We start from the raw sequence: 21,684 nt of genomic DNA, 5'->3' as shown, positions 1-21,684 counted from the left end.
GCCCGCGCTCCGTCAACGGAGCGCGGGGGCGATTGCGAAGTCGCGTGCCGCCGCAGCGTCGGCGCTGCGGCCACCAGTCCGAACGGTGTTGAAACCTGGAGCGGGTAACGGGAATCGAACCCGTAACTTAAGCTTGGGAAGCTCGCGTGATACCTTTTCACCATACCCGCTCTGAGGGGCTGGGATAAGGCCGACGCGTGGGCAGCGTCAAGAGGCTTTGCAGCGAAATGCGGCTTGCGGGCCACGCCGCGTGCCGCGGCGTGGCCCCGGTCCGATCACTTGTCGATGCTGGCGTTGGTGAAGAGGTAGTTGTCGCTGCCCGAATGACAGGCGATGCAGCCCTGGTCGGCGCCCTTGGCGACGCGGCCGGCCAGCTCCATGCCCTTGGGGTTCTTGTCGAGGCTGCCGTCGGGCAGGTACTTGACCCAGAACCAGTCCTGATTGTCGGCGTCATAGCCCTCTTCGCGACGGAACATGACAGTCACCGAGCCAAGGTGGGTTTCGGGATCGGACAGCACCTCGCCCTCGCTCACGCTCTCGGGGCCGTAGTTGCGCTTGACAATCAACGCGCCGGTGTGCCCCTCGACCGTGGCTTCGGTGTAGAAGGTTTCCAGCATCATGCCGTGCGGCGCGACCCCGGGGTAAGGGTAGCTCTGGACCATGTCGTCGCCGACCATGTCGATCTCTTCCATGACCGACCAGAGCTCGGCGGCGTAGTCCGTGTCGACCTCGGTGCCGAAGGGTGCGTCCTGGGCAGTTGCGGTGCTGGCGATCAGGGCGAGTGCGGTGCTGGTGATCAGATGTCTCATGGGGGGCTTCCTCCGGGGTGTTGTGACACCCCAGACCTGACACAGATCGGCCCCGGAGGTGCGTCACGATGTCTCACGCATTCCTGACCGAAAGTGACGGAACTTGATTGGCCGCGCCCCGGGCCTGCGGCGTTTCCTGTCCACATGGCATCGCAGCCAGGAGGTTTGGCGTGAGAAAGCAATTGGTCCTGGCGTGCGCCCTGCTCGGGCTTGTCCCCCCTCGGGCCGGGATGAGTGAGACGGGTGCCGCCTTCGACAAAAACGCGGCGATGGATCAGGTCTGCGTTGGCAATGGCACCGACGAGCGCTTTCTGTTCGCCGCGCAGGCCCCGGGTGGGGTGCGCGTGCTGCACCTATTGGCGCCCGGCGAGGTGCTCTGTTCCGACGGCACCGAGGCGGGCCGCGGTGTGGTCTCGGTTTACGAGACCGCGGATGCGCTCGAGGGCTGTTCGCGGCTGGTGGCCCCGGGGCGCACCGAGGCCCTGCTGCGCTACGTCGATTTCGACCGCTGCGCCTGGACCTCGAACAGCTAGGCGCGCCGCCGGCGCTTGCGGCCGCCGCCATCTGCGTCCTGGCCCTTGGTGTTGTAGCTGACATCCGGCAGCGGCACGATGCCGCGCAGGGTCGGGAACGGGTCGGTGGCGTGGGGCAGGGCGTTTGCATTGACGAAATGCGCCTGAAAGGCCGGGGCGATGGCGGTTTCCACCTTGGTGATCTCGCGCACGGTCTGCTCGATCTCGGCCCGCGCGGCCACGGAACACAGGGCGATGCGCGCGCCGGTGCCGGCCGCGTTGCCCGCGCTTGTCACCTTGTCCAGCGGTGCATCGGGGATCATGCCCAGCACCATGGCGTGCTTGGGGCTGATATGGGCGCCGAAGGCCCCGGCCAACACCACGCGGTCCACGGTATCGGTGCCGCGTTCGTCCATCAGCAGGCGTGCCCCGGCGTAGAGCGCCGATTTCGCCAGCTGGATGGCGCGGATATCGCCCTGGGTGACCGAGATCAGCGGCCCGCCCTCGGCGGTGCCGTCGTGGAGGACATAGGCATGGGTCCGCCCTTCGGTGATGCAGCGGGCGGTGCCGGTCTGGGCCGCCGAGCCGATCAGCCCCGAGGCATCGACAAGGCCGGCCATGCGCATCTCGGCTACCGCCTCGATGATGCCCGAGCCGCAGATGCCGGTGATGCCGGTCGCCGCGGCGGCTTCGGCAAAGCCCGCTTCGTCGGACCAGAAGTCCACGCCGATGACGCGAAAGCGCGGCTCTTTCGTGGCTGGGTCGATCCCGACCCGTTCGATGGCGCCGGGGGCGGCGCGCTGGCCCGAACTGATCTGCGCGCCCTCGAAGGCCGGGCCGGTGGGCGAGGAACAGGCCAGCACCCGGGTCTTGTCGCCCAGCAGGATTTCCGCGTTGGTGCCCACGTCGACGACCAGGGTCAGGTCCTCCTGCTGTCCGGGCTGTTCGGTCAGCGCCACGGCGGCGGCATCGGCGCCGACGTGCCCGGCGATGCAGGGCAGCACGAAGACCCGGGCGTTGGTGTTGACTGCTGACATGTCAAGCTCCCGCGCCGCGGCCGAGACCGAGCGCGAGGTCGCCAGCGCGAAGGGCGCCTGGCCCAGTTCCACCGGGTCGATGCCCAGCAGCAGGTGGTGCATGACCGGGTTGCAGACGAAGATCACCTCCATGATCCGGGCGGTGTCGATGCCGGCCTGCGCGGCCAGGTCGCGCGCCAGCGCGTCGATCGCCTCGCGTACCGCGCGGGTCATTTCCGCGGCGCCGCCGGGGTTCATCATGGCGTAGCTGACCCGGCTCATCAGATCCTCGCCAAAGCGGATCTGCGGGTTCATGACCCCGGCCGAGGCCGCGACGCTGCCGTCGCGCAGGTCGGTCAGATGCGCCGCGATTGTGGTCGAGCCGAGGTCGATGGCCAGGCCGAACAGGCGCGCCTCGTCGAAGCCGGGATAGAGGTCGAGAATCCGGTAATGATCATCCGTGTGGCCGCGGTGCAGGGCCACGGTGACCGCCCATTTGCCCCGGCGCAGCACCGGCTGCAGGCGGGTCATGACCGAGAGCGGCGCGGTGACGGGGGCAATGTCCCATTGCGCCCGCAGGGCCTCGGCCAGCCGTTCGAAATCGCCCGAGGGTTCGTGCATGTCCGGCTCGGCCACCTCGACATAGTAAAGCTTGGTCGCCGGGTCCATGACCATGACGCGGTCACTGGCGCCCTTGCGCACCACCTGGCGGTGGACCTGGCTGGTCTCGGGCACGTCAATGATGATGTCGCGCTGCACGGTGGCCTGGCAGCCCAGGCGGCGGCCCTCGGCCAGCCCGCGCTTCTGGTCATAGCGCTCTTCGACGCTGTTCCACGCCGACAGGGCGTCGTCGTGCACGGTCACGCCATGCTTGGAGAATTGCCCGTAAGACGGCGTCACCTGGCACTTGGAACAGATGCCCCGGCCACCGCAGACGCTGTCGAGGTCCACCCCCAGTTGCCGCGCCGCCGTGAGCACCGGGGTGCCCGCGGGGAACCGGCCGCGCTTGCCCGAGGGGGTGAAGATGACGAGGGGGTCTGATGGATCGGATGCCATGGGTCAGCCTGTCGTTGGGATTGTCCGCCAGTCTAACCGGTGCGGCCGTCGGGCTTCGGCCCGTTCCCGTCATAATGACCGTGATCAGCGTCATTCCAGCAGCGGCTCGGCGCCCCAGAGCCAAACGACAAGGGGCACCGGGGCCACCGCCAGGGCCAGCATCGCCATCACGCCCGCCGGCCGGAACAGGCCGCTGAGACCCGCGATCAGCATCAGTCCGCCGCCGCCGCCCAGGGCCGCGTTGCCCGGCATGTTCAACAGGACCGCAAGGGTGACATGCCGTCAGTTCATCAGCAGCGGGGCCAGCCAGCGCGGCAGGCGCGCGGCCAGCAGCGCGGGCCGCTGGTCAGGGGGGGTGCGCGTCAGCCTGTCGACCCAGAGGCAGGCGCGCAGCCAGCCGAGATCCTGCAACAGCCGGTGCAGGGCGGTCATGGGCATCAGGTACCCCACCGCGAAGGCCAGCCCAAGGCCCAGCAGTGTCGCCAGGTAGACAAAGGGGGCCATCGCCGCCCCTTCGATCACCATCAGGGCGATGCCGATCTCGATCCCCGGCATGAAGGGCACGGCCAGCACAAGCGCATAGGCCAGAAGCATCACGGCGATCAGGCCGACCATCGCCGGGGCCGACGTGCCTGCCTCCAGCACCGAGATGCGCTGCTTGAGCCAGTCGAAGGCGAGGCTCGCGAGCACGGCCAGGGCGAGGGCCAGACAGATCCGCAGCGCAAGGCGCAACAGGCGCTGGCGCAACAGGCGCTGGCGCAGCGGCGGAAGCGGGGGCAGGTCATCGTCCGGGGCCATCGCGCCTTATGATCCATGTCCGGTGGCGGATGCAATGAACCTGCGCGACTTTGTGTCTTTCAATGACACCGGAAAAGTGAAATAGGGAAGCGCCAAACGATCCCTGCCGATGGAGTGCGCCATGGAGATTCGTGAGGCCCTGACCTTCGATGATGTTCTGCTTGTTCCCGCCGCGTCCGCCGTGTTGCCCAGCACGGCTGACACGCGCACGAAGGTGACCCGGCAGATCGATATGAACATCCCCCTTCTGAGCTCGGCCATGGACACCGTGACCGAATCCCGGATGGCCATCACCATGGCCCAGGCGGGGGGCATCGGGGTGATCCACAAGAACCTGGACGTCGAGACCCAGTCGCGCGAGGTCCGCCGGGTCAAACGGTTCGAATCCGGTATCGTCTACAACCCCGTCACCCTGACCGCCGACCAGACCATCGCCGATGCCCGCGCGTTGGTCGCCCGCTACAATTTCACCGGCTTCCCGGTGGTGGATGGCACTGGCCGCATCGTGGGCATCCTGACCAACCGTGACATGCGCTTCGCCGCCTCCGAGGAGATGCCCGTCAGCGCCGTCATGACCTCGGACAATCTCGCCATGCTGGCCGAACCCGCCGACCGCGACGAGGCCAAGTCGCTGATGCAGGCGCGCCGGATCGAGAAGCTGCTGGTCCATGACGGGACGGGCAAGCTGACCGGGCTTCTGACGCTCAAGGATACCGAACAGGCGGTACTGAACCCGACCGCCTGCAAGGACCATCTTGGCCGGTTGCGCGTCGCGGCGGCCACCGCGGTGGGCGAGTCGGGCTATGCACGCTCCGAGGCGCTGGTGGACGCGGGCTGTGACATCATCGTTGTGGATACCGCCCATGGCCATTCCCAGGGTGTGCTTGATGCCGTGACCCGGGCCAAGTCGCTGTCCAACGAAATCCAGATCATCGCCGGCAATGTGGCCACCCCCGAGGCCACCCGCGCGCTGATCGACGCGGGGGCGGATGCGGTCAAGGTTGGGATCGGGCCGGGCTCGATCTGCACCACGCGCATGGTGGCCGGCGTGGGCATGCCGCAACTGACGGCGGTGATGGAATGCGCGATAGCGGCGGGCGACACGCCGGTGATCGCCGACGGCGGCATCAAGTTCTCGGGTGACTTCGCCAAGGCCATCGCCGCGGGCGCCTCCTGCGCCATGGTGGGATCGATGATCGCGGGCACGGACGAAAGCCCGGGCGAGGTGATTCTCTACCAGGGGCGCAGCTACAAGAGCTATCGCGGCATGGGCTCCATGGGGGCCATGGCGCGCGGCTCGGCCGACCGCTATTTCCAGAAGGACGCGGCCAGCGACAAGCTTGTGCCCGAAGGGATCGAGGGCCAGGTGCCTTACAAGGGCTCGGCCAATGCGGTGATCCATCAGCTGGTCGGCGGGCTGCGCGCGGCCATGGGCTATACCGGCAACGGCACGGTCGAGGAGATGCGCAGCAAGGCCGAATTCGTGAAGATCACCGGCGCCGGGCTCAAGGAAAGCCACGTGCATGACGTCCAGATCACCCGCGAGTCACCGAACTACCGGATGGCCTGATGACGCCGGCGGCGCGGGTCGCGGCGGCCATCGAGGTGCTGGATACGGTGCTGGCGGGGCAGGCGGCCGAGGTGGCGCTGTCGCGCTGGGGGCGTGCCAGCCGCTTTGCCGGCTCCAAGGATCGGGCCGCGATCCGTGACCATGTCTTCGATGCCCTTCGCTGTCAGCGCTCCTTTGCCTGGCTGGGTGGGGCCGGGACGGGTCGCGGGTTGATGCTGGGGGCCTGCCGCGCGGCGGGGATTGCCCCCGAGGCGCTGTTCGACGGCAGCCGGTTCGGCCCCGCGCCGCCCGGGCCATCGGAGACCGGCGCGCCGCTGAAAACGGCCCCGCGCGGTGTGCGGCTGGACATCCCCGACTGGCAACTGCCGCTCTGGGACGCTGGCCCGGCAGATCCCGACGCGGCGCTCGAAACCCTGCGCCACCGCGCCGGGGTCTTTCTGCGGGTGAACCGGCGCAAGGCCGACCTGCCGACCGCGCGGGCGCGCCTTCGCGACGAGGGGATCGAGACCGCCCCGGTGCCCGGCGCACCGCTTGCGCTTCAGGTCCGGACCAACCCGCGCCGCGTCACGGGCACGCAAAGTTTTTCCGATGGGGTGGTCGAGCTTCAGGACCCTGCCTCTCAGATGGCGGTCGCCCGGCTGGGGCTGCGCGACGGCATGCGCGTGCTCGATCTTTGCGCCGGCGGTGGCGGCAAGGCGCTGGCCATGGCCGCCGCCGCCGATGTGCAGGTGGTGGCACATGACATTGACGCGCGCCGGATGGCCGACATCGCCCCGCGCGCCGCCCGTGCCGGGGTGCGGATCGAGACTGTGGACCCGGGACGGATCACTGGCCGTTTCGATCTGGTGCTGATAGACGCGCCGTGTTCGGGCAGCGGCACCTGGCGCCGCGCGCCCGAGGCGAAATGGGCCCTGACCCCGGCCCGGCTGGTGGCGCTGTGCGCCACGCAGGATCGTCTTCTGGATCAGGGTGCGGGGCTGTTGGCCCCGGGTGGGCGGCTTGCCTATGCCACCTGTTCCGTCTTCGCCGCCGAGACCGCGGACAGGGTGTCGGCGTTCCTGGCGCGCCGGCCCGAGGCCCGCGCCGACACGCCGCTGCGGCTGGACCCGGACGCCGCGCAGGACGGGTTCTACCTGTCGCGGAACGACAATATCGCATAGCACGCCAGGGTTGAAGTTGGGCGATGTGCTGCTAGGATCCACCATCGCTTAAGGTTGCCTTAAGACGTCGGGCCTGAGGCTGACTGTACCGAATCGATAGGCGTTGCGTGTGACACAGACAGAGCCGGCCCCCGAACACCCCCCCGGCATCCCCCCGTCGGCCCGGGCCATGCGGCGCGGTTCCGACGCTGGCCGGTCTGGGCACTGGCCGGGTTGGGCGTTGCCGCGATGGCCCTCGCCCTGGTCCAGCCCGACTCGCCCCTGCGGCTGTCGCTTATGACCTTCGGGGCGGTGCTGGCGGCGGCGGCGCTTCTCATCGCGGGGCAGGCGGGCTGGCGCCGGCTGCGGAGGCGTCTTGCCGGGGATTTGGTGGACCATATCGTCGCCCATGACGCGGCCGCCAGCCTGATCAGTGACGCTGCCGGGCGTATCCTGACCTGCAATGCCGCTGCGCGGTCGCGGTTCTCGGAGCTGGGCTCCGAAACTCTCGGGCGCGCCCTGTCCGCGCTCTTCGCGGACCCCGGCGCGGCGGTTCACCGGCTGCACGCCGGGGCCCATGCCCGTGGCGCGGCCTGCGAAGAGGTGATCACGCACGGCGGGGGGCTGCAGCTGTGCGTGACGCGGCTAGACGACGACCGCTACCTCTGGCGCCTGAATGATGGGACCGAGCCGGGAGTTGGCCCGTCCGCCGACGCGGCACAGGATCAGCCGATGCTGACCGCGGGGTCCTCGGGGGCGGTGCTGCACATGAACGCGGCCTTCCACCACCTGCTGGGCGGACGCGCGAAAACGTTGCAGTGTATTTTCAAAGACTTGCCGATCGTATCGGGCCGGGTGCACCGGATCGCCGCCGCCGGAGGCGAGATTGAACGCACCATCGTCGCGGTGCCCGGTCCCGGCGGTCAGCGTGAGATCTACGTGCAGCCGCGTGCGGGCGGCGGGGCGACGCCGGGCGATACGGGCGCGCCCCCGCCGGCCGGGGATGCGATCGACGCGCTGCCCGTGCCCTTGCTCAAGATCGCGGCCACGGGCGAGATCCTCTGCGCCAATCGCGAGGCGGAGCGCCTGCTGGGCCGTCCAGTGGCGGCGCCAACGCGCGTCACCGACCTTTTCGAGGGGCTGGGGCGCCCCATCGTTGACTGGCTGGAAGAGACCGCTTCTGGCCAGGGCGCGCTCAAGCCGGAATTCCTGCAGGCCAGGGGCCGCGACGCGGGGCAGGTCTTTCAGGTCTCGCTCACCCCCGCCGGTGACGCGGCGGACGATAACCTGCTTGCGGTGCTCAGTGACGTGACCGAGTTCAAATCGCTGGAACAGCAATTCGTCCAGAGCCAGAAGATGCAGGCCGTCGGCCAGCTCGCGGGCGGCATCGCGCATGATTTCAACAACCTTCTGACGGCTATAACGGGGCATTGCGACCTGCTGCTGCTGCGCCACGACCAGGGCGATACGGATTACGCCGACCTGGTGCAGATCAGCCAGAACGCCAATCGCGCCGCGGCGCTGGTGGGGCAGTTGCTGGCCTATTCGCGCAAGCAGAACCTGCAACCCGAGGTGCTGAACCTGCGCGATACCCTTTCGGAGTCCACGCATCTGCTCAATCGCCTGGTGGGCGAGACGATCACCCTCACGCTGGACCACGACCCGGATGTCGCACCCGTCAAGGCCGACCGCCGGCAGCTGGAACAGGTGCTGATGAACCTGGTGGTCAATGCGCGCGACGCCATGCCCGAGGGTGGCGAGATCAGCATCCGCACCGAGAACGCCACGTTGTCCGACCCGCTGGAGCGCGATCGCGCGCGGGTGCCGGCGGGCCGCCATGTCTGCCTGTCCGTCACGGACACCGGCAGGGGCATCGCGCCCGAGATCCGCGACACGATGTTCGAGCCCTTCGTGACGACCAAGAAGACGGGCGAGGGCACCGGGCTGGGGCTGTCCACCGCCTATGGCATCGTCAAGCAAACCGGCGGCTACATCTTCGCGGATAGCGAAATCGGCAAGGGGACGCGTTTTACCATCTACATCCCCTCCTATGACGGCCCCCACCCGGAGAATGACGCCGGCGCGGCGGCCGCACCCGTGCTACCCTTGGAGCGGGCCGAGGGCGTGGTCCTTCTGGTCGAGGACGAGGCCCCAGTGCGCGCCTTCGCGGCGCGGGCCCTGAAGATGCGCGGCTATACCGTGCTGGAGGCCGACAGCGGTGAGGCCGCGCTTGACCTGCTCGCCGACCCGGAGGTGTCGGTCGATCTTTTCGTGACGGACGTGATCATGCCCGGCAAGGATGGCCCCACCTGGGTGGGCGAGGCGCTGGCCGATCGCCCAGGCGCGCGCGTGGTTTTCATGTCGGGCTATGCCGAGGAGACCTTTGGCGAAGATCAAAAGCGGATATCGGGCGCGGTGTTCCTGCCCAAGCCCTTTTCGCTTACCGAGCTGACCCGCATAGTGGACGATTAGATGCGCGCCCCCGCGGTGTCGTGATGCGACTCCTTGCTGGGATCGGGCGCGCGCGATTGTACGCCCTCGGGTCACTGGTCAGTGACCGCCCCGACGCCCGCCGACATCGCCGGGCACAGGCGGACGTGGGCCAAGACGCGGAGCCGACTGCTCGCGGGGGGCTCATCACCCGGCGTCGAGCTCAACGAGGTGCGCGGCACAGCCCGTCAGCGCGGCGTAATCGTCCTGCACCACATGCACGGCGAAATTTCCCATGAAGCCCGCGAACCGGCCCTTGTCGCGAAAGGCCGCGTCGAAACCAAGCCCGCCCAGCAGCGGCGCGAAGGCCCGTGCGACCCCGCCGACCAGGTAAATGCCGCCGAAAGGCAACTGGATCAGCGCCAGGTTGCCGCAGACCGTGCCCAGCAGCCGCGCAAAGACCTGCGCCGCCTCGGAAGCGCGCGGGTCGGTGTCCGCCGCGCAGGCCTCCATGATGTCACGGGCCGCCTTCTCGGCCGGGGCGCCCGCCTCTTCGCCAAGAAAGGCGTAGACCCGTTCCAGCCCCGGCCCCGAGAGCACATCCTCGATGGCCGGAAAGCCATGCGCCGTCGAGACATGACGGCACAGCCGCAGTTCCTGTTCGGTGCGGATGGGCAGGTTGGCATGGCCGCATTCCGAGGGGGGGACCAGCCGCGCCGCGCCGGTCTCGTGCACCGGGGCGGCGTTGAACCCGGTGCCCACGCCGACCACCAGGCGGGCCGCCCCGGGCACGGGCGGCTCGGGGGCGGTGCGGGTCATGAGGGTCGTGACCGCCGCATCAGGCAGGTGCCCCAGGGCATGCCCCTGCGCCTGCAGATCGTTGAGCACCGAAACCGTCTCGGCCCGGGTGGCCCGCGCGATGGTCGCACTGTCGATGGACCAGTCGAGGTTGGTCATCGAGGCGCGGCCATCGTGCACCGGCCCGGCCACGGCGACACAGGCCGCGCGGGTGTCGACACCGCCTTCGTCCTCGATGAAGCGGCGCAGCACCGTCTCGAGACCAGGGAAATCCGCATTGGCATAGCGCCGCACCGTCTCGGGCAGCACCGCGCGGCCCTCGGCCAGCGCCACGCGGGTGTTGGTGCCGCCGATATCGGCGACCAGCGAAAGGGTGTCGGCGGGATGGGTCATGCGGGCCTCGGTCGGAACAGGGCAGGGGCTTGGGCGGCCGTTAGCGCTAGCGTGATAGGCCGCAGCCGCCCCGGGTTGCAAGGGTCAACCGACAGCATAGCCCCGCATTGCCGCCTTTACGAGCGCCCGCCGCATCGCTACCTGTCCTTGCCATGGCAAAGACACCCCGAAACCGGAACTCCAGCGGCCGCGGCCAGCGCGACCTGACCGTCAAGGTCAAGTCGGCGCGCGGGCGCAAGCATTCCTCGACCCGCTGGTTGCAGCGCCAGCTCAACGATCCTTACGTCAAGCGCGCCCGGGCCGAGGGCTATCGCGGCCGCGCCGCCTTCAAGATCATGGAGCTGGACGACAAGTTCGGTTTCCTGAAACCCGGCGCGCGCGTGGTGGACCTTGGCTGCGCGCCCGGCGGCTGGTGCCAGGTGGCGGTGCCGCGCATAAACGCGCTGGGGGAACGGGCGGGCAAGCCCCAGGGGCGCCTGCTGGGCATCGACCTGCAGGAGGTCGAACCGATCCCCGGTGCAGAACTCCTTCAGCTGGATTTCACCGACGATGGCGCGGACGACCAAGTCAAGGTCTGGCTGGACGGCCCGGCCGATGTTGTCATGTCCGACATGGCCGCCGCGGCCTCGGGCCACAAGCAGACCGACCACCTGCGCATCATCTCGCTTTGCGAACTGGCCGCGCATTTCGCCTTCGACGTGCTCGAAGAGGGCGGCACCTTCGTGGCCAAGGTGCTGGCCGGCGGGGCCGAGGGCGACCTGCAGAAACTGCTCAAGCGGAAGTTCACCAAGGTGGTGAACGTCAAGCCGCCCGCGTCGCGCTCCGACAGTTCCGAGAAATTCGTCGTCGCGACCGGCTTCCGGCTGCGGACAGACGAGGCATGAGCCGAATCCAAGACACTGGTCCGGGCACGATGGCGCGCCGCGCTCTCCGCGTCGATGGCCCCAAGGCGGCCTCGCATGTGGCACAGCAGGCAGTCACAAAGCCCGTTCCGGATGTGCGGAAGAAGATTGTCGCGCATTGCCTGGACTTTCATCAGGGCGCGCAGCTCCTGTGCTGCAATCCAGACGCCGTAATACATGGCCGCAACCGAAATCATGCCAGTTTTGACCAAGACGCTCTTGCCCCGCGGGAGCCATCCATACATGGTCCGGGGACAATGGCGACGGACCCCCCGCCGCATCGGCGGGCAGGTGACGTCCGAGCACCAGACCTGTTTCAGCCGCTCCACCCTCAGCCCTCCAGCAGGTAGGGATTGGTCTTGTGACCCTGCGCCGGCCTGCTGGTGTTGGGCTTCTGGTAGATCGGCATCAGGCGCAACCGGCGCATCAGCCGGCGGATGCGCCTCTGGTTGACCAAGTGTGCCGCCCGACCAGTTGCAAGGCGAGGCAAACCTGCTGACGTGTGGACCAGGGCGGTCTCCGGGGCGACGGTTCGATCGCAAGCGAAAAACCCACGCGTACCGGATCAACCATCTTGAGGAAAATCTCTGAGACGGCCGCAGCATGGCAGTTTGTCGCACCGCCTGTCCAGCCGGGAAGGCCCGGCTAGGTCAGTACTTGCGTACACAAATGTATGCGAAAAGGAGCGAACGATGGAAAATCTATCGGTGGGGCAATATGACCTCATCTACAACGCGTTTTCATTCGCGTTCGCGACACTGGCGGCGGCCACCATCTTCTTTTGGCTTGGTCGGTCCCAGGTCGCGCCGCAATACAGAACGGCGATGACGATCACCGGCTTGGTGACCTTCATCGCGGCCTACCACTACTTCCGCATCTTCGAGAGCTGGAACGCGGCGTTCGATGTTGCCGAAGGCACGATTGCAACCACAGGTTACGCGTTCAACCAGGCCTATCGCTACGTCGACTGGCTGCTGACCGTGCCGCTGTTGCTGGTCGAATTGATCCTCGTCATGGGGCTCAGCCGGTCCGAGACAGTATCGCGCGCGACGCGGCTCGGGCTTCTGGCCGCGCTGATGATCGCGCTCGGCTATCCGGGCGAGATCGCCACCAGCACGGAAGCGCGCTGGTTCTGGGGCATCGCGTCCATGATCCCGTTCCTTTGGATCGTCTACGAGCTGTTCGTGGGTCTGTCCAAGTCGATCGAGAGCCAGCCCGAAGATGCGCGGGGCCTTGTCAGCGCGGCGCGCTACGTGGTGATCGGCAGCTGGGCGTTCTACCCGGTCGTGTTCTTTGCCGGGGCCGTCGGCCTTGACGGCGCAACCGCGGCGACGGTGATCGAGGTGGGATATACAATCGCCGACATCGTGGCCAAGGCCGTGTTCGGCGTGCTGATCTTCTTGATCGCGCAACGCAAGAGCAAGGCGTACTTCGACAACATGAAGGCAACGCCGCAGCCGGCCGAGTGACGTCTGCAGCCGCCCGCAGAAATGCGGGCGGCCACCCTTCGCAATCCTACATGGCCCACTGGAGCAGAGTATGTCACGCCACGCTGCCGCTGTCCCCGACGAGATCGACCGGCGCATGATCGAGTTCTGCGGCACCGGTCCCGTCGCCGCAGGGGTGCGGTATCACTTGTCGACCGGTGGCAACCGCGTTCGGGCCAGGCTTGGGCTGGAGTCGGCGCAGGCGCTGGGGCTACCACAGCCGGTCGCAGAAGCTTGCTCGTGCGGCCCTGAACTTTTGCACAACGCGTCGCTGGTCCATGACGATCTGCAGGACCGGGACACCGCGCGCCGTGGCCATCCGGCCGTCTGGCAGCGGTTCGGACCCGCTGCGGCAGTCAGCGTCGGGGATCTGATGATCTCGGCGGCGTTTGCTTCCGCCGCAGGCCATCCCGATCCTGCGAGGGCAATCGCGTTGTTGCACGACGCGATCACGCGCACAGCCCGTGGGCAGGCGCGCGATTTGATGAAACCTCGGCTGGACCTTGCATCCTATCGGGACCTGGCGGCCGAAAAAACCGGGCCGCTGTTTGCTCTGCCGGTCCGCCTTGCCTTGGCCGCGGCGGGCGAGAAAGGGGACGACCGTGCGGTGGAGATCGGCGACACGCTGGCCCTTGCCTATCAGGTTCTGGACGATATCCGGGATCGTGATGCGGACGTGTCAGCGGGTCGTATCAACGTGTGTCGTCTGCTTGTCCCCTTGGATCAGGGTGTTGCACAGGCGCGGTTGGTCGCGCACGAGGCGCTGCGGGACGTGTGTGACCGCGCGGCGGATCTACCCGGACAGGCCGGGACATCCTTCTGCAACCTGGCGGACCAGATGCACAGCACATTGACGGAGCATGCCAATGCCGCGTGACACAAGTTTTGAACAAAAGCCGCGCGCAATCGTCGCCGGGGCAGGCTTTGGCGGTATCGCGGCCGCCCTGCGCCTGCGCGCCCGTGGATACGATGTGCACCTGATCGACCGCTGCCCCCGTCTGGGCGGGCGCGGGCAGGTGTTCGAGCACGAGGGATTTCGCCACGATGCCGGCCCAACCGTGCTGACCGCGCCGTTCCTGTTCGAGGAACTTTTCGAACTGTTCGGCAAGCGATTGAGTGACTATGTCACGCTGGTCGAGCCTGACCCATGGTACCGGTTCCATTTCCACGACGGCGAAACCTTCGACTACGGCCCGACCGAGGCCGCAACTGAAGCGGAGGTCGCCAGACTGTCGCCCGGCGACGTGACGGGCTATCGCCGCATGGGCGCCTGGTCGAAGAAGATCTACGAGATCGGCTTCAAGCGCCTGTCGACGACGCCGTTCCATTCCTTTGGGTTCATGCTGCGGCAGGTGCCGCACCTCATCCGCCTGCGGTCCTATGAAAGCGTCTGGGGAATGGTCAGCCGTTTCATCAAGGACGACCGGCTGCGCCGGGCCTTCTCGATCCAGCCGCTGCTTGTCGGTGGCAACCCGTTCGACACGACGGCCATCTACGGCATGATCAACCATCTGGAGCGCACCCACGGCATCTGGTTTGCCAAGGGCGGAACCGGCGCGCTGGTCGACGCGCTCGAGCGGCTGATGGAGGAAGAAGGCATTCGGATTTCGCTAGACACGACGATCAAGCGGATCACAGTCGAAGACGGGCGCACCTCGGGCGTCGTGCTGGAGGACGGCCGATATCTGCCTGCGGACATCGTGGTGTCGAACATGGACCCGGTGCATGTCTACAGGCACATGCTGCCCCCCGAGCTGCCGTCATCCACGGCGAAACTGCGGTCACGCCACGGGCGGCTGTCGATGGGGCTTTACGTTTTGTTCTTCGGCGCCACGCGGACATGGCCCGACGTCGCCCACCACACGGTCTGGTTCGGTGAACGCTACAAGGGCCTGTTGAGCGACATTTTCCATAAGAAAGTGCTGGCCGAGGACTTTTCTCTCTACGTCCACCGTCCCACCGCGACCGACCCGAGCTTTGCGCCCGAGGGCTGCGACAGTTTCTACGTGCTCTGCCCGGTGCCGAACCTTGCCGGGGGACAGGATTGGGACGTCGAAGGCCCGAAACTGCGCGACCGGATCGTGAAGGCGCTGGACGACACAATGCTGCCCGGCCTGTCGGAGGCGATCACGGCCGAATTCGCCATGACGCCCGAGGATTTCCGCGACAATTACCTTTCCGTTGACGGGGCGGGGTTCTCGTTATCGCCGTTCTTTTCGCAATCGGCGTGGTTTCGGTTCCACAATCGCGCCGAGGGTGTGGACGGGCTCTACTTCGTGGGTGCTGGCACGCATCCGGGTGCAGGGCTGCCGGGGGTGGTCTCGTCGGCCAAGGTCCTGGACTTCCTCGTGCCGGCGCCAGTGGGTGTCGAATGACCCCGGACGAGATCATGCGCCAGCACGCGCGCAGCTTCGCCCCGGCCGCGCGTCTGCTGGGGCGCTTCGACCGCGCGCGGATCGCTCGGCTTTATGCGCTGTGCCGCACGGTCGACGACCTGGCGGACAATGTGGGCGGCCCGGATATACGGGCGCGCCTCGTCCAACTGGCAGAGGATCTGTACCGTGCGCACGGCGATGATCCCCTCGCCGAGGAAGCGCGTGATCTTTTCGCCGGCAACGCCACGGGGCTTGCGGCCTTCGGGCAGCTTGTCATGACAGTCGCCGACGACACCGGGCCGTGCGCGGTCACGGACGACGCCGCGCTCGACAGGTATTGCATGGGTGTAGCGGGAACCGTCGGTATCATGGTCTGCGCTCTATTCGACGTGGACAAGCGCTGGCACGCTGCAGCTTGCGACTTGGGCAAGGCGATGCAGCTGACCAATATCTGCCGCGACGTGCGCGCGGATGCCGTGGCGGGGCGGCGTTACCTGCCCGCCACGCTGTGCCCTCATACGCCCCAGGCGATCGCAGGCGAGGCACCGGAAGCCGCGCGCGACGTGCGGGCGGCGGTGGCCACGCTGCTTCAGCAGGCAGATGCACTCTACCGATCCGGCCGGTCGGGGCTGCCAGCCCTTCCACCACGGCTCCGCCTGGCCGTTGCAGCGGCGTCGGAAGTTTATGGCGGCATTGGTGACGAATTGCGGGCGCGCGATTGCGACGCCCTGTCAGGGCGTGTCGTCGTGCCGCGGCGTCGCAAGGCGCGGCTGTTCGTAACCGCCGCGGCCGCGCAGCTTCGCATCGGCGTGATCGGGCGGCAGGAGGCCGACCATGCCGCAACCTGACGTCGACATTGCCATCCTGGGCGGCGGCTGCGCAGGACTCAGCGTCGCGGTGCGACTTGCTGCGGCGGGGCGCAGCCTGCGCGTCATCGAGCCACGCGAAGTCTATTCCGAGGATCGCGCCTGGAGTTTCTGGCGCACGGCATCCGACCCTTTCGAGGCGTGCGTGCGTGCCTCCTGGACGGCCTGGGACGTTACCGGCCCCGGCGGCCGGGCGCGCCGTTCATCGCGAAAGCTGAGGTATCAGACCGTGGGAGCCGGGGCCTTTTACGACCGCGCGCAGGCGCTGCTGGACGACGCGAGCGCGGCCGAGCTGTCGCTGGGATCCGCGGCGCGGGGTCTGCACAAGACGGCGCAGGGCTGGCAGGTCGAGACCGGGACCGGCGCGTTCACGGCCCGCCATGTCATCGACACACGGCCACCGAAACAGATGCCCGACTACGGTCAGTTCTTCCTCGGCCGCGAGATCCGGACGGACCGGCCGGTGTTCGACCCGGACGTCGTGCAGCTGATGCAGTTCCGGCCCGCCCGCAGCGCCGGCGTCGATTTCGTCTACATCCTGCCCTATGCGACCGATCTCGCGCTGGTCGAGGTCACATCCTTCGCCCCGAAATCGCCCGGCAAGGACATCTTCGAGGCGTGGCTTGGCGAAGAAATCGACCAGCTTGAGGCTGGCCGGCACGCGGTTCTACGCGAAGAGCACGGCGCGCTGCCGATGCAGGTCGGCTTTCATGATCCCGCGCCTGACGGGTGCATTCGCATGGGGCTGGGCGGTGGTGCTGCGCGGCCGTCCACCGGCTATGCCTTCTCGCGGATACAGCGGCAGGCTGACCTGGTGGCGCGGGCGCTCGCGACGGGCGGCGACGCGCCGGGCGCTCTCGACGGCCGCTTCAGCCGCTTCATGGACCGCGTGTTTCTTCAGGTCATCCAGACCATGCCGCATCGTGGCCCGTCCCTGTTCGAAAGCCTGTTCCGCAACACGGCCCCCGACCGGCTTGAACACTTCCTGTCAGGGTCGACCCATCCGATGGATCGTCTGTCGGTCATGACATCGCTTCCCACGGTGCCATTCCTGCGCGCCGCCCTGCGCCCGGCATGATTGCGGCGCACTGGCAGACGGGCCTGTTCGCGCTGGCCGCCATGGGCATCATGGTCGTTCAGGCGCTTGTTCACCCGTCGCTGCCGGCGCAGGTTCTGCTGCTCGCGCCGCTTGTGGCCATCCTGGGCCTGCCGCACGGTGCGCTCGACCTGCCGATTGCAGAGGCGCTCTGGCCGCTCGAGAGCTGGGCGCGGCTGGCGGTTTTTGCGGCGCTGTATCTCGGGCTCGCGGGTGCCGTGATAGCAGTCTGGCTGCTGCTGCCCAGCTTTGCGCTGTTGGCTTTTCTTGCCTATTCGATGCTGCATTTTTCCGACGACTGGGCCGAAGACCTGCCGGCATTGCGCTGGTCGGGGGGGCTTGCGACCGTAGGCGCGCCGGCGCTGCTGCACCATGCCGAGGTCGCGGCGATCTTCGCGATGCTCGCGCCGGGAGGCGCCGCGCTGGCGGCCGATGCCGCGGCGCTGGCAGGCGGTGTCGGACTGGCGATGCTGGCCGCCTCCATCCTGACATCCCTTCGCGCGTGCGGGCCGGCTGCTTTGGAACTGGCGGTGCTATGGACGACCGCGGCGGCGCTGCCGCCGCTCATGTATTTCGCCATTTATTTTTGCGGCCTGCATTCCATCCGGCATTTCACGACAACGATGCGGGCGGTTCCGAACGGGTGGCGCGCGTTCGGCATCGCGGTGGTGTTGTCCGTTATCGTCACGCTGGTCGCCTTGCTGGCTTTGCGCCAAGGCACGACCGGGCCATTCGAGGCCGCGACCGGGCAGGGCATTCGTGTCATCTTCATCGGTCTTGCCGCGTTGACTGTTCCGCACATGATCCTCGTGGATCGCTTCCGTCGCGCGGACACCACGACCGAGTGACCATCAGACGCTCCCTGCGTTGCGAGTCGCCGTGCAGCTTGATTTCAACCGCGCCGGGTTTGCCGGCGGCTCCAACTCTCGAGTTGGATAGCGCACCATGAGCGAAACAACGAACAAGTATTGCCCAGACGTGCGCGAGCGGTTCCGCGATGTCGCCGCTCAGTGAACGAGCAACACCGGCCATAAAGAAGTAGGTGGACGCCTGTTTCTACAGCAAGTCATGGGGCACTACGTTCTTGAATTGCGATGCATTTCTATCGGCGTTGTGGTACTCAGAACCGCCCGAAGCAATGCATCAAATCCCTGATGCGTGGGCTGCGATCGCGCCGCTGCGGGCGAGTTTCTCAACTGTTTCGTAGCATCGCGGGCAGGTCGGCGCGCAGGCGGGCCAGTCCGCCCGGATGCCAGCCGAGTGCGGGCAGTCTCCTACATATCAGAGGGTTGACGGGCCGCTCGCTGCGGGCGGGGGGCGCGTAGGGGCATCCGGTCAGATGTCGGACCTGCGCCAACAGGTCGTGTCGGTCCAGCAGCAGATCCGAGGCGTGAAAGGCGCCGGTTTCGGCGGTGCCGATCAGCAGTGTTGCAGCTGCGGCAAGATCGGCACCGTGCAGTTCGGTGCCACGGCGCGGCGCGACGGGGCGGCCGGCGAGATAATCGGCAAAGACGCCCTGCCACTTGTGGCCAGAACCCGGTCCGTAGACGCCCGTGGCGCGCAGGGACTGGCCAATGAGCGGCAAGGTGGCAAGGTGGGCCTCTGCCCGTGCCTTGGCGTGCCCGTAGAGCGAGGCGGGCGCTGGCGCCGTGTCCTCGGTGAGGGGGGTATCGTCCGGAAGGCCGTCGAAGACCGCGCGGGAGGACAGGAAGAGGACGCGCGCGACCCCGGCCGTGGCCGCGGCATCCAAGAGCCGCCGGGTGCCGTCAAGGTTAACGCGCAGGAAGCCTTCCGGATCGTCCCCCTTGCCGCCGCGGTAGCGGCCCGGGACGTGAGAAAAGGCGGCATGCACCAGGGTCTGCGCGCCGGTCAGGTCCGGCGCGGGGCCGGTCAGGTCCCACGGCCTGTGTGCGTGACCGGGCAGGGGCGTCCGGCCCAGCACCGTCACGGGTCCGGGCAGGGCTGCCAGCAGAAACCGTCCGACGAGGCCCCAGGCGCCGGTAAGCGCGATCATGACGGATCGGGCAGGGTGGTCAGATCCGGCATCCGCCCCTCTGCATAGGCCTGCCAAAGGTCGATCAGCGGACGCAGGCGATCCGCCTTGGCGTGGTCCTGCCAGGGTTTTTCGTACTGGAAATGCAGGACCTTGATCGAGGCCCAGTCCCAGAGCGCGGGCAGGTTGACCCAGACGTATTGCAGCGTGTTAAAGGTCACGGGAAGCCCGTGCCAGTTGGGAAAGAAGTCCTGCAGAAAGGTCTGATCCGTGCGACGCCAGAAGGCGCCGGGCCTGTCGAGGCGCGCCATCATGTCCCCGAAGGTCCGTTCCGAGGGGCGGGCGGTGAACACGCCGGAATTCATCCGGTGAAAATCCGCGAGACTTTCATAGACGTTGGGCGCGGCGCAGAATTCAGGGTAGTCGAAGAGACTGTCGATGTTGCGCAGAACCAGCGTGTCGGCATCCAGAAAGATCACGCGCTCGTGGGGAAGTTGCCACACTCTCAGCTTGCAGAAGTTGTCCAGTGGCGTGTGAAAGGCCGGTTTCTCGCCCTTGGTGAAGGGCGCGGCGCCGTGCAGGGCCTTGCGCGCGTGGGCCGCGTTGAAGGTGGCGGAGGTGGGCAGGAGGTCGGTTTTGACCAGGCGCGCCCCAAGGGCCGCGAGCGGCGCCAGCGCCTCGGCCGGGACGCCACCGGTGTGCAGCACGATGCGGTCCGCCGCTGTGCCCGTCAGGTCAAGAGAGTGCAGCAAGGCCTTGGCCCCCAACGCGAAATCAGCGTTGGTCACCAGCGTAACATAGGCGTCTTTCACGATACGGACCGCAGCGCCTTGCCTTCGGGGTCATGGTCGACCTTGGCGGCGATGTCCCGCGTCCAGGCAGACACGGCTGCCACGCGGCTGCGGTCGATGCGGTGGGCGTATTTCCGGGCCACGTCGACGACCTCGGTTAGCAACCCCTCGGCCAGGGTGGTGGGGTCGAGCCCGAGGGCCAGGAACTGGTCGTTCTTCACGATTAGGTCGTTCTCGGGCGCTTCCTTGCGCGGGTTGGGCAGGTACTTGACCTCGGCACCGGCAATCCCGGCGACCTTTTCGGCGAGGTCGCGCACACGTTGGGTTTCGGTCATCTGGTTGAAGATCCGGACTCGGTCGCCCGCGGCGGGGGCATCCGCCAGCGCCAGTTCGATGCAGCGCACCGAATCCTGGATGTGGATGAAGGCGCGGGTCTGACCGCCGGTGCCATGCACGGTCAGCGGGTAATCGATGGCCGCCTGGATCAGGAAACGGTTGAGCACAGTGCCGTAATCGCCGTCATAGTCGAACCGGTTGATGAGTTGTTCGTGGCGTCGGGTCTCGTCGGTGTGGGTGCCCCAGACGATGCCCTGGTGCAGGTCGGTGATGCGCAGGCAATCGTTCTGGGCGTAGAACTGGAACAGGATCTGATCGAGGCTTTTCGTCATGTGATAGACCGAGCCGGGGCGCGTGGGATAGAGGATCTCCTGCGCCTTCGGCCCGGTCGGCGTGTCGATGGTCACGTCCAGATAGCCCTCGGGGATCGGCGCGCCGACAGACGAATAGCCGTAGACCCCCATGGTGCCAAGATGGACCAGATGCGCGTCGGGCGCGGATTCGACCATGGCCGCCAGAACGTTATGCGTGGCGTTGGTGTTGTTGTTCACCGTGTAGACCTTGTGGCGGTCGGTTTTCATCGAATAGGGCGCGGCGCGCTGTTCGGCAAAGTGGATGATGGAATCGGGGCGGTACTCGGCCAGCCACTGCTTGAGCCGTTCGTATTCGCTGGCAAGATCGAGCAGGTGAAAATGGATCGTCTCGCCCGAAACCGCGCGCCAGATGCGGGCGCGCTCCTGGATCGAATCCATCGGGGTGAGCGACTGCACGCCCAGTTCGGTGTCGATCCAGCGGCGCGAGAGGTTTTCGAGAATATGCACCTCGTGACCTTGAGCCGACAGATGCAGGCAGGTGGGCCAGCCGACGAAGCCGTCGCCACCAAGGATCGCGATGCGCATGAATGGCCCTCCCGAGTGTCTGTCCGGACCGTCCCGCTCGTATTGGCAATTGCGCTTAGGCTGCACGGGCGTGAAAGTAAAATGAAGCTTTGTTGACGATTGATGCACGCGAGGCGCGGATTTCCGCCGGAATGCCGCTGGCTTACAATGGTCAATGCGCCAGGCGCAGACACTGAACCAAGCTCAGCTGCGTCGCGTTATACAATACTACCGCAGTCGCCGTCATCCAACGCGGGACGCAACCATCATACTGTTCAGCTTCTAGTGCTCTGAGATGGGATGGTTGCCGCCCTCCCCAGACGGCATCGCAATGTGCCAGGATGGTGGTGTTGAAAGCCACTAAGCGAGGAGGACGGCAAGATGAAGGATACAATGATCGGGGTGGATCTGGCAAAGCGTGTTTTCCAGCTCCACGGGG

Annotated in this window: 20 protein-coding genes and 1 tRNA gene; 11 read left to right on the top strand and 10 right to left on the bottom strand. The window is 67.2% G+C overall.

Annotation, left to right across the window (positions count from 1 at the left end):
• Window positions 1-96: 96 nt before the first annotated feature.
• Window positions 97-170: transfer RNA gene (locus ACH107_RS17980), tRNA-Gly, on the bottom strand.
• Between the two features lie 105 nt (window positions 171-275).
• The gene (locus ACH107_RS17975; RefSeq protein ID WP_412507001.1) at window positions 276-809 is read right to left on the bottom strand and encodes a cytochrome P460 family protein; all 534 of its coding nucleotides are present in this window, start codon (window positions 807-809) and stop codon (window positions 276-278) included.
• A 170-nt stretch (window positions 810-979) separates the two neighbouring features.
• On the opposite strand from ACH107_RS17975, the gene ACH107_RS17970 reads away from it, so the two are divergent.
• The gene (locus ACH107_RS17970; RefSeq protein ID WP_412507000.1) at window positions 980-1,342 is read left to right on the top strand and encodes a hypothetical protein; all 363 of its coding nucleotides are present in this window, start codon (window positions 980-982) and stop codon (window positions 1,340-1,342) included.
• Here the strand turns inward: ACH107_RS17970 and ACH107_RS17965 are convergent.
• The 3 genes from ACH107_RS17965 to ACH107_RS17955 all read right to left on the bottom strand — a co-directional run bounded on the left by ACH107_RS17965 (window position 1,339) and on the right by ACH107_RS17955 (window position 4,191).
• Window positions 1,339-3,393, bottom strand: a complete 2,055-nt coding sequence (locus ACH107_RS17965; protein WP_412506999.1) for an ASKHA domain-containing protein — start codon at window positions 3,391-3,393, stop codon at window positions 1,339-1,341. The two genes, ACH107_RS17970 and ACH107_RS17965, sit on opposite strands and share 4 nt — an antisense overlap.
• Before the next feature lie 90 nt (window positions 3,394-3,483).
• On the bottom strand, window positions 3,484-3,645 hold the full coding sequence (locus ACH107_RS17960) for a hypothetical protein (protein ID WP_412506998.1): 162 nt from the start codon (window positions 3,643-3,645) through the stop codon (window positions 3,484-3,486).
• Between the two features lie 30 nt (window positions 3,646-3,675).
• On the bottom strand, window positions 3,676-4,191 hold the full coding sequence (locus tag ACH107_RS17955) for a hypothetical protein (protein WP_412506997.1): 516 nt from the start codon (window positions 4,189-4,191) through the stop codon (window positions 3,676-3,678).
• Window positions 4,192-4,312: 121 nt separating this feature from the next.
• Between ACH107_RS17955 and guaB the strand changes: the two genes are divergently transcribed.
• From guaB to ACH107_RS17940, 3 genes are all read left to right on the top strand, one after another.
• Entirely contained in the window at window positions 4,313-5,761 is a 1,449-nt protein-coding gene (guaB, locus tag ACH107_RS17950; RefSeq protein ID WP_412506996.1) for an IMP dehydrogenase, read from the top strand.
• Window positions 5,761-6,921, top strand: coding sequence for an RsmB/NOP family class I SAM-dependent RNA methyltransferase (locus ACH107_RS17945; protein WP_412506995.1), 1,161 nt, complete (start codon window positions 5,761-5,763; stop codon window positions 6,919-6,921). Before guaB ends, ACH107_RS17945 begins: the two co-directional genes overlap by 1 nt.
• 228 nt (window positions 6,922-7,149) lie before the next feature.
• Entirely contained in the window at window positions 7,150-9,372 is a 2,223-nt protein-coding gene (locus ACH107_RS17940; RefSeq protein WP_412506994.1) for an ATP-binding protein, read from the top strand.
• Between the two features lie 165 nt (window positions 9,373-9,537).
• On the opposite strand, the gene ACH107_RS17935 is transcribed toward ACH107_RS17940, so the two are convergent.
• Window positions 9,538-10,521, bottom strand: a complete 984-nt coding sequence (locus tag ACH107_RS17935; protein ID WP_412506993.1) for a glucokinase — start codon at window positions 10,519-10,521, stop codon at window positions 9,538-9,540.
• Between the two features lie 152 nt (window positions 10,522-10,673).
• Between ACH107_RS17935 and ACH107_RS17930 the strand changes: the two genes are divergently transcribed.
• Window positions 10,674-11,405 carry an RlmE family RNA methyltransferase gene (locus ACH107_RS17930; protein WP_412506992.1) on the top strand — a complete coding sequence of 244 codons (732 nt, stop codon included), beginning with the start codon at window positions 10,674-10,676 and terminating at the stop codon, window positions 11,403-11,405.
• 349 nt (window positions 11,406-11,754) lie between these two features.
• Here ACH107_RS17930 and ACH107_RS17925 read toward each other — a convergent pair whose 3' ends face one another.
• The gene (locus ACH107_RS17925; RefSeq protein ID WP_310691664.1) at window positions 11,755-11,880 is read right to left on the bottom strand and encodes a hypothetical protein; all 126 of its coding nucleotides are present in this window, start codon (window positions 11,878-11,880) and stop codon (window positions 11,755-11,757) included.
• A gap of 235 nt (window positions 11,881-12,115) precedes the next feature.
• Here ACH107_RS17925 and ACH107_RS17920 point away from each other — a divergent pair, with 235 nt between their 5' ends.
• The 6 genes from ACH107_RS17920 to ACH107_RS17895 all read left to right on the top strand — a co-directional run bounded on the left by ACH107_RS17920 (window position 12,116) and on the right by ACH107_RS17895 (window position 18,095).
• Complete coding sequence (locus ACH107_RS17920; protein ID WP_310691665.1) at window positions 12,116-12,892, top strand: bacteriorhodopsin-like; 777 nt, start codon at window positions 12,116-12,118, stop codon at window positions 12,890-12,892.
• Window positions 12,893-13,007: 115 nt separating this feature from the next.
• A complete protein-coding gene (locus ACH107_RS17915) occupies window positions 13,008-13,787 on the top strand; it encodes a polyprenyl synthetase family protein (RefSeq protein ID WP_412506991.1) in 780 nt (259 codons plus the stop codon).
• Window positions 13,777-15,285, top strand: a complete 1,509-nt coding sequence (gene crtI / locus ACH107_RS17910) for a phytoene desaturase family protein (RefSeq protein WP_412506990.1) — start codon at window positions 13,777-13,779, stop codon at window positions 15,283-15,285. Before ACH107_RS17915 ends, crtI begins: the two co-directional genes overlap by 11 nt.
• Window positions 15,282-16,133, top strand: coding sequence for a phytoene/squalene synthase family protein (locus ACH107_RS17905; RefSeq protein ID WP_310691668.1), 852 nt, complete (start codon window positions 15,282-15,284; stop codon window positions 16,131-16,133). Before crtI ends, ACH107_RS17905 begins: the two co-directional genes overlap by 4 nt.
• Complete coding sequence (locus tag ACH107_RS17900; protein ID WP_412506989.1) at window positions 16,120-17,229, top strand: lycopene cyclase family protein; 1,110 nt, start codon at window positions 16,120-16,122, stop codon at window positions 17,227-17,229. The genes ACH107_RS17905 and ACH107_RS17900 overlap by 14 nt, the downstream gene beginning before the upstream one ends.
• A 41-nt stretch (window positions 17,230-17,270) precedes the next feature.
• Window positions 17,271-18,095 carry a Brp/Blh family beta-carotene 15,15'-dioxygenase gene (locus tag ACH107_RS17895; protein ID WP_412506988.1) on the top strand — a complete coding sequence of 275 codons (825 nt, stop codon included), beginning with the start codon at window positions 17,271-17,273 and terminating at the stop codon, window positions 18,093-18,095.
• 344 nt (window positions 18,096-18,439) lie between these two features.
• On the opposite strand, the gene ACH107_RS17890 is transcribed toward ACH107_RS17895, so the two are convergent.
• From ACH107_RS17890 to ACH107_RS17880, 3 genes are read right to left on the bottom strand one after another with little or no spacing between them, the layout of a single operon-like run.
• Window positions 18,440-19,261: an NAD-dependent epimerase/dehydratase family protein gene (locus tag ACH107_RS17890; RefSeq protein WP_412506987.1), complete on the bottom strand. Its 822-nt coding sequence runs from the start codon at window positions 19,259-19,261 to the stop codon at window positions 18,440-18,442.
• Window positions 19,258-20,052, bottom strand: a complete 795-nt coding sequence (locus tag ACH107_RS17885; RefSeq protein ID WP_310691672.1) for a glycosyltransferase — start codon at window positions 20,050-20,052, stop codon at window positions 19,258-19,260. The genes ACH107_RS17890 and ACH107_RS17885 overlap by 4 nt, the downstream gene beginning before the upstream one ends.
• Complete coding sequence (locus tag ACH107_RS17880) at window positions 20,049-21,266, bottom strand: NAD-dependent epimerase/dehydratase family protein (protein WP_412506986.1); 1,218 nt, start codon at window positions 21,264-21,266, stop codon at window positions 20,049-20,051. The genes ACH107_RS17885 and ACH107_RS17880 overlap by 4 nt, the downstream gene beginning before the upstream one ends.
• Window positions 21,267-21,684 lie beyond the last annotated feature (418 nt).

This window comes from Roseovarius halophilus (ex Wu et al. 2025) (assembly GCF_047086965.1).
The sequence above is the reverse complement of the archived record's forward strand: the minus strand, read 5'-3'. Positions and strand labels throughout refer to the sequence as shown.

Bases quoted from the DNA above. Each gene is read 5' to 3' on its own strand.
- ACH107_RS17955 (WP_412506997.1), bottom strand. From the start codon at position 4,191: ATGGCCCCGGACGATGACCTGCCCCCGCTTCCGCCGCTGCGCCAGCGC.
- ACH107_RS17900 (WP_412506989.1), top strand. From the start codon at position 16,120: ATGCCGCAACCTGACGTCGACATTGCCATCCTGGGCGGCGGCTGCGCA.
- ACH107_RS17945 (WP_412506995.1), top strand. From the start codon at position 5,761: ATGACGCCGGCGGCGCGGGTCGCGGCGGCCATCGAGGTGCTGGATACG.
- guaB (WP_412506996.1), top strand. From the start codon at position 4,313: ATGGAGATTCGTGAGGCCCTGACCTTCGATGATGTTCTGCTTGTTCCC.
- ACH107_RS17880 (WP_412506986.1), bottom strand. From the start codon at position 21,266: ATGCGCATCGCGATCCTTGGTGGCGACGGCTTCGTCGGCTGGCCCACC.
- ACH107_RS17965 (WP_412506999.1), bottom strand. From the start codon at position 3,393: ATGGCATCCGATCCATCAGACCCCCTCGTCATCTTCACCCCCTCGGGC.
- ACH107_RS17930 (WP_412506992.1), top strand. From the start codon at position 10,674: ATGGCAAAGACACCCCGAAACCGGAACTCCAGCGGCCGCGGCCAGCGC.
- ACH107_RS17920 (WP_310691665.1), top strand. From the start codon at position 12,116: ATGGAAAATCTATCGGTGGGGCAATATGACCTCATCTACAACGCGTTT.
- ACH107_RS17890 (WP_412506987.1), bottom strand. From the start codon at position 19,261: ATGATCGCGCTTACCGGCGCCTGGGGCCTCGTCGGACGGTTTCTGCTG.
- ACH107_RS17960 (WP_412506998.1), bottom strand. From the start codon at position 3,645: ATGCCGGGCAACGCGGCCCTGGGCGGCGGCGGCGGACTGATGCTGATC.
- crtI (WP_412506990.1), top strand. From the start codon at position 13,777: ATGCCGCGTGACACAAGTTTTGAACAAAAGCCGCGCGCAATCGTCGCC.
- ACH107_RS17935 (WP_412506993.1), bottom strand. From the start codon at position 10,521: ATGACCCATCCCGCCGACACCCTTTCGCTGGTCGCCGATATCGGCGGC.
- ACH107_RS17975 (WP_412507001.1), bottom strand. From the start codon at position 809: ATGAGACATCTGATCACCAGCACCGCACTCGCCCTGATCGCCAGCACC.
- ACH107_RS17905 (WP_310691668.1), top strand. From the start codon at position 15,282: ATGACCCCGGACGAGATCATGCGCCAGCACGCGCGCAGCTTCGCCCCG.
- ACH107_RS17895 (WP_412506988.1), top strand. From the start codon at position 17,271: ATGGGCATCATGGTCGTTCAGGCGCTTGTTCACCCGTCGCTGCCGGCG.
- ACH107_RS17940 (WP_412506994.1), top strand. From the start codon at position 7,150: ATGGCCCTCGCCCTGGTCCAGCCCGACTCGCCCCTGCGGCTGTCGCTT.
- ACH107_RS17915 (WP_412506991.1), top strand. From the start codon at position 13,008: ATGATCGAGTTCTGCGGCACCGGTCCCGTCGCCGCAGGGGTGCGGTAT.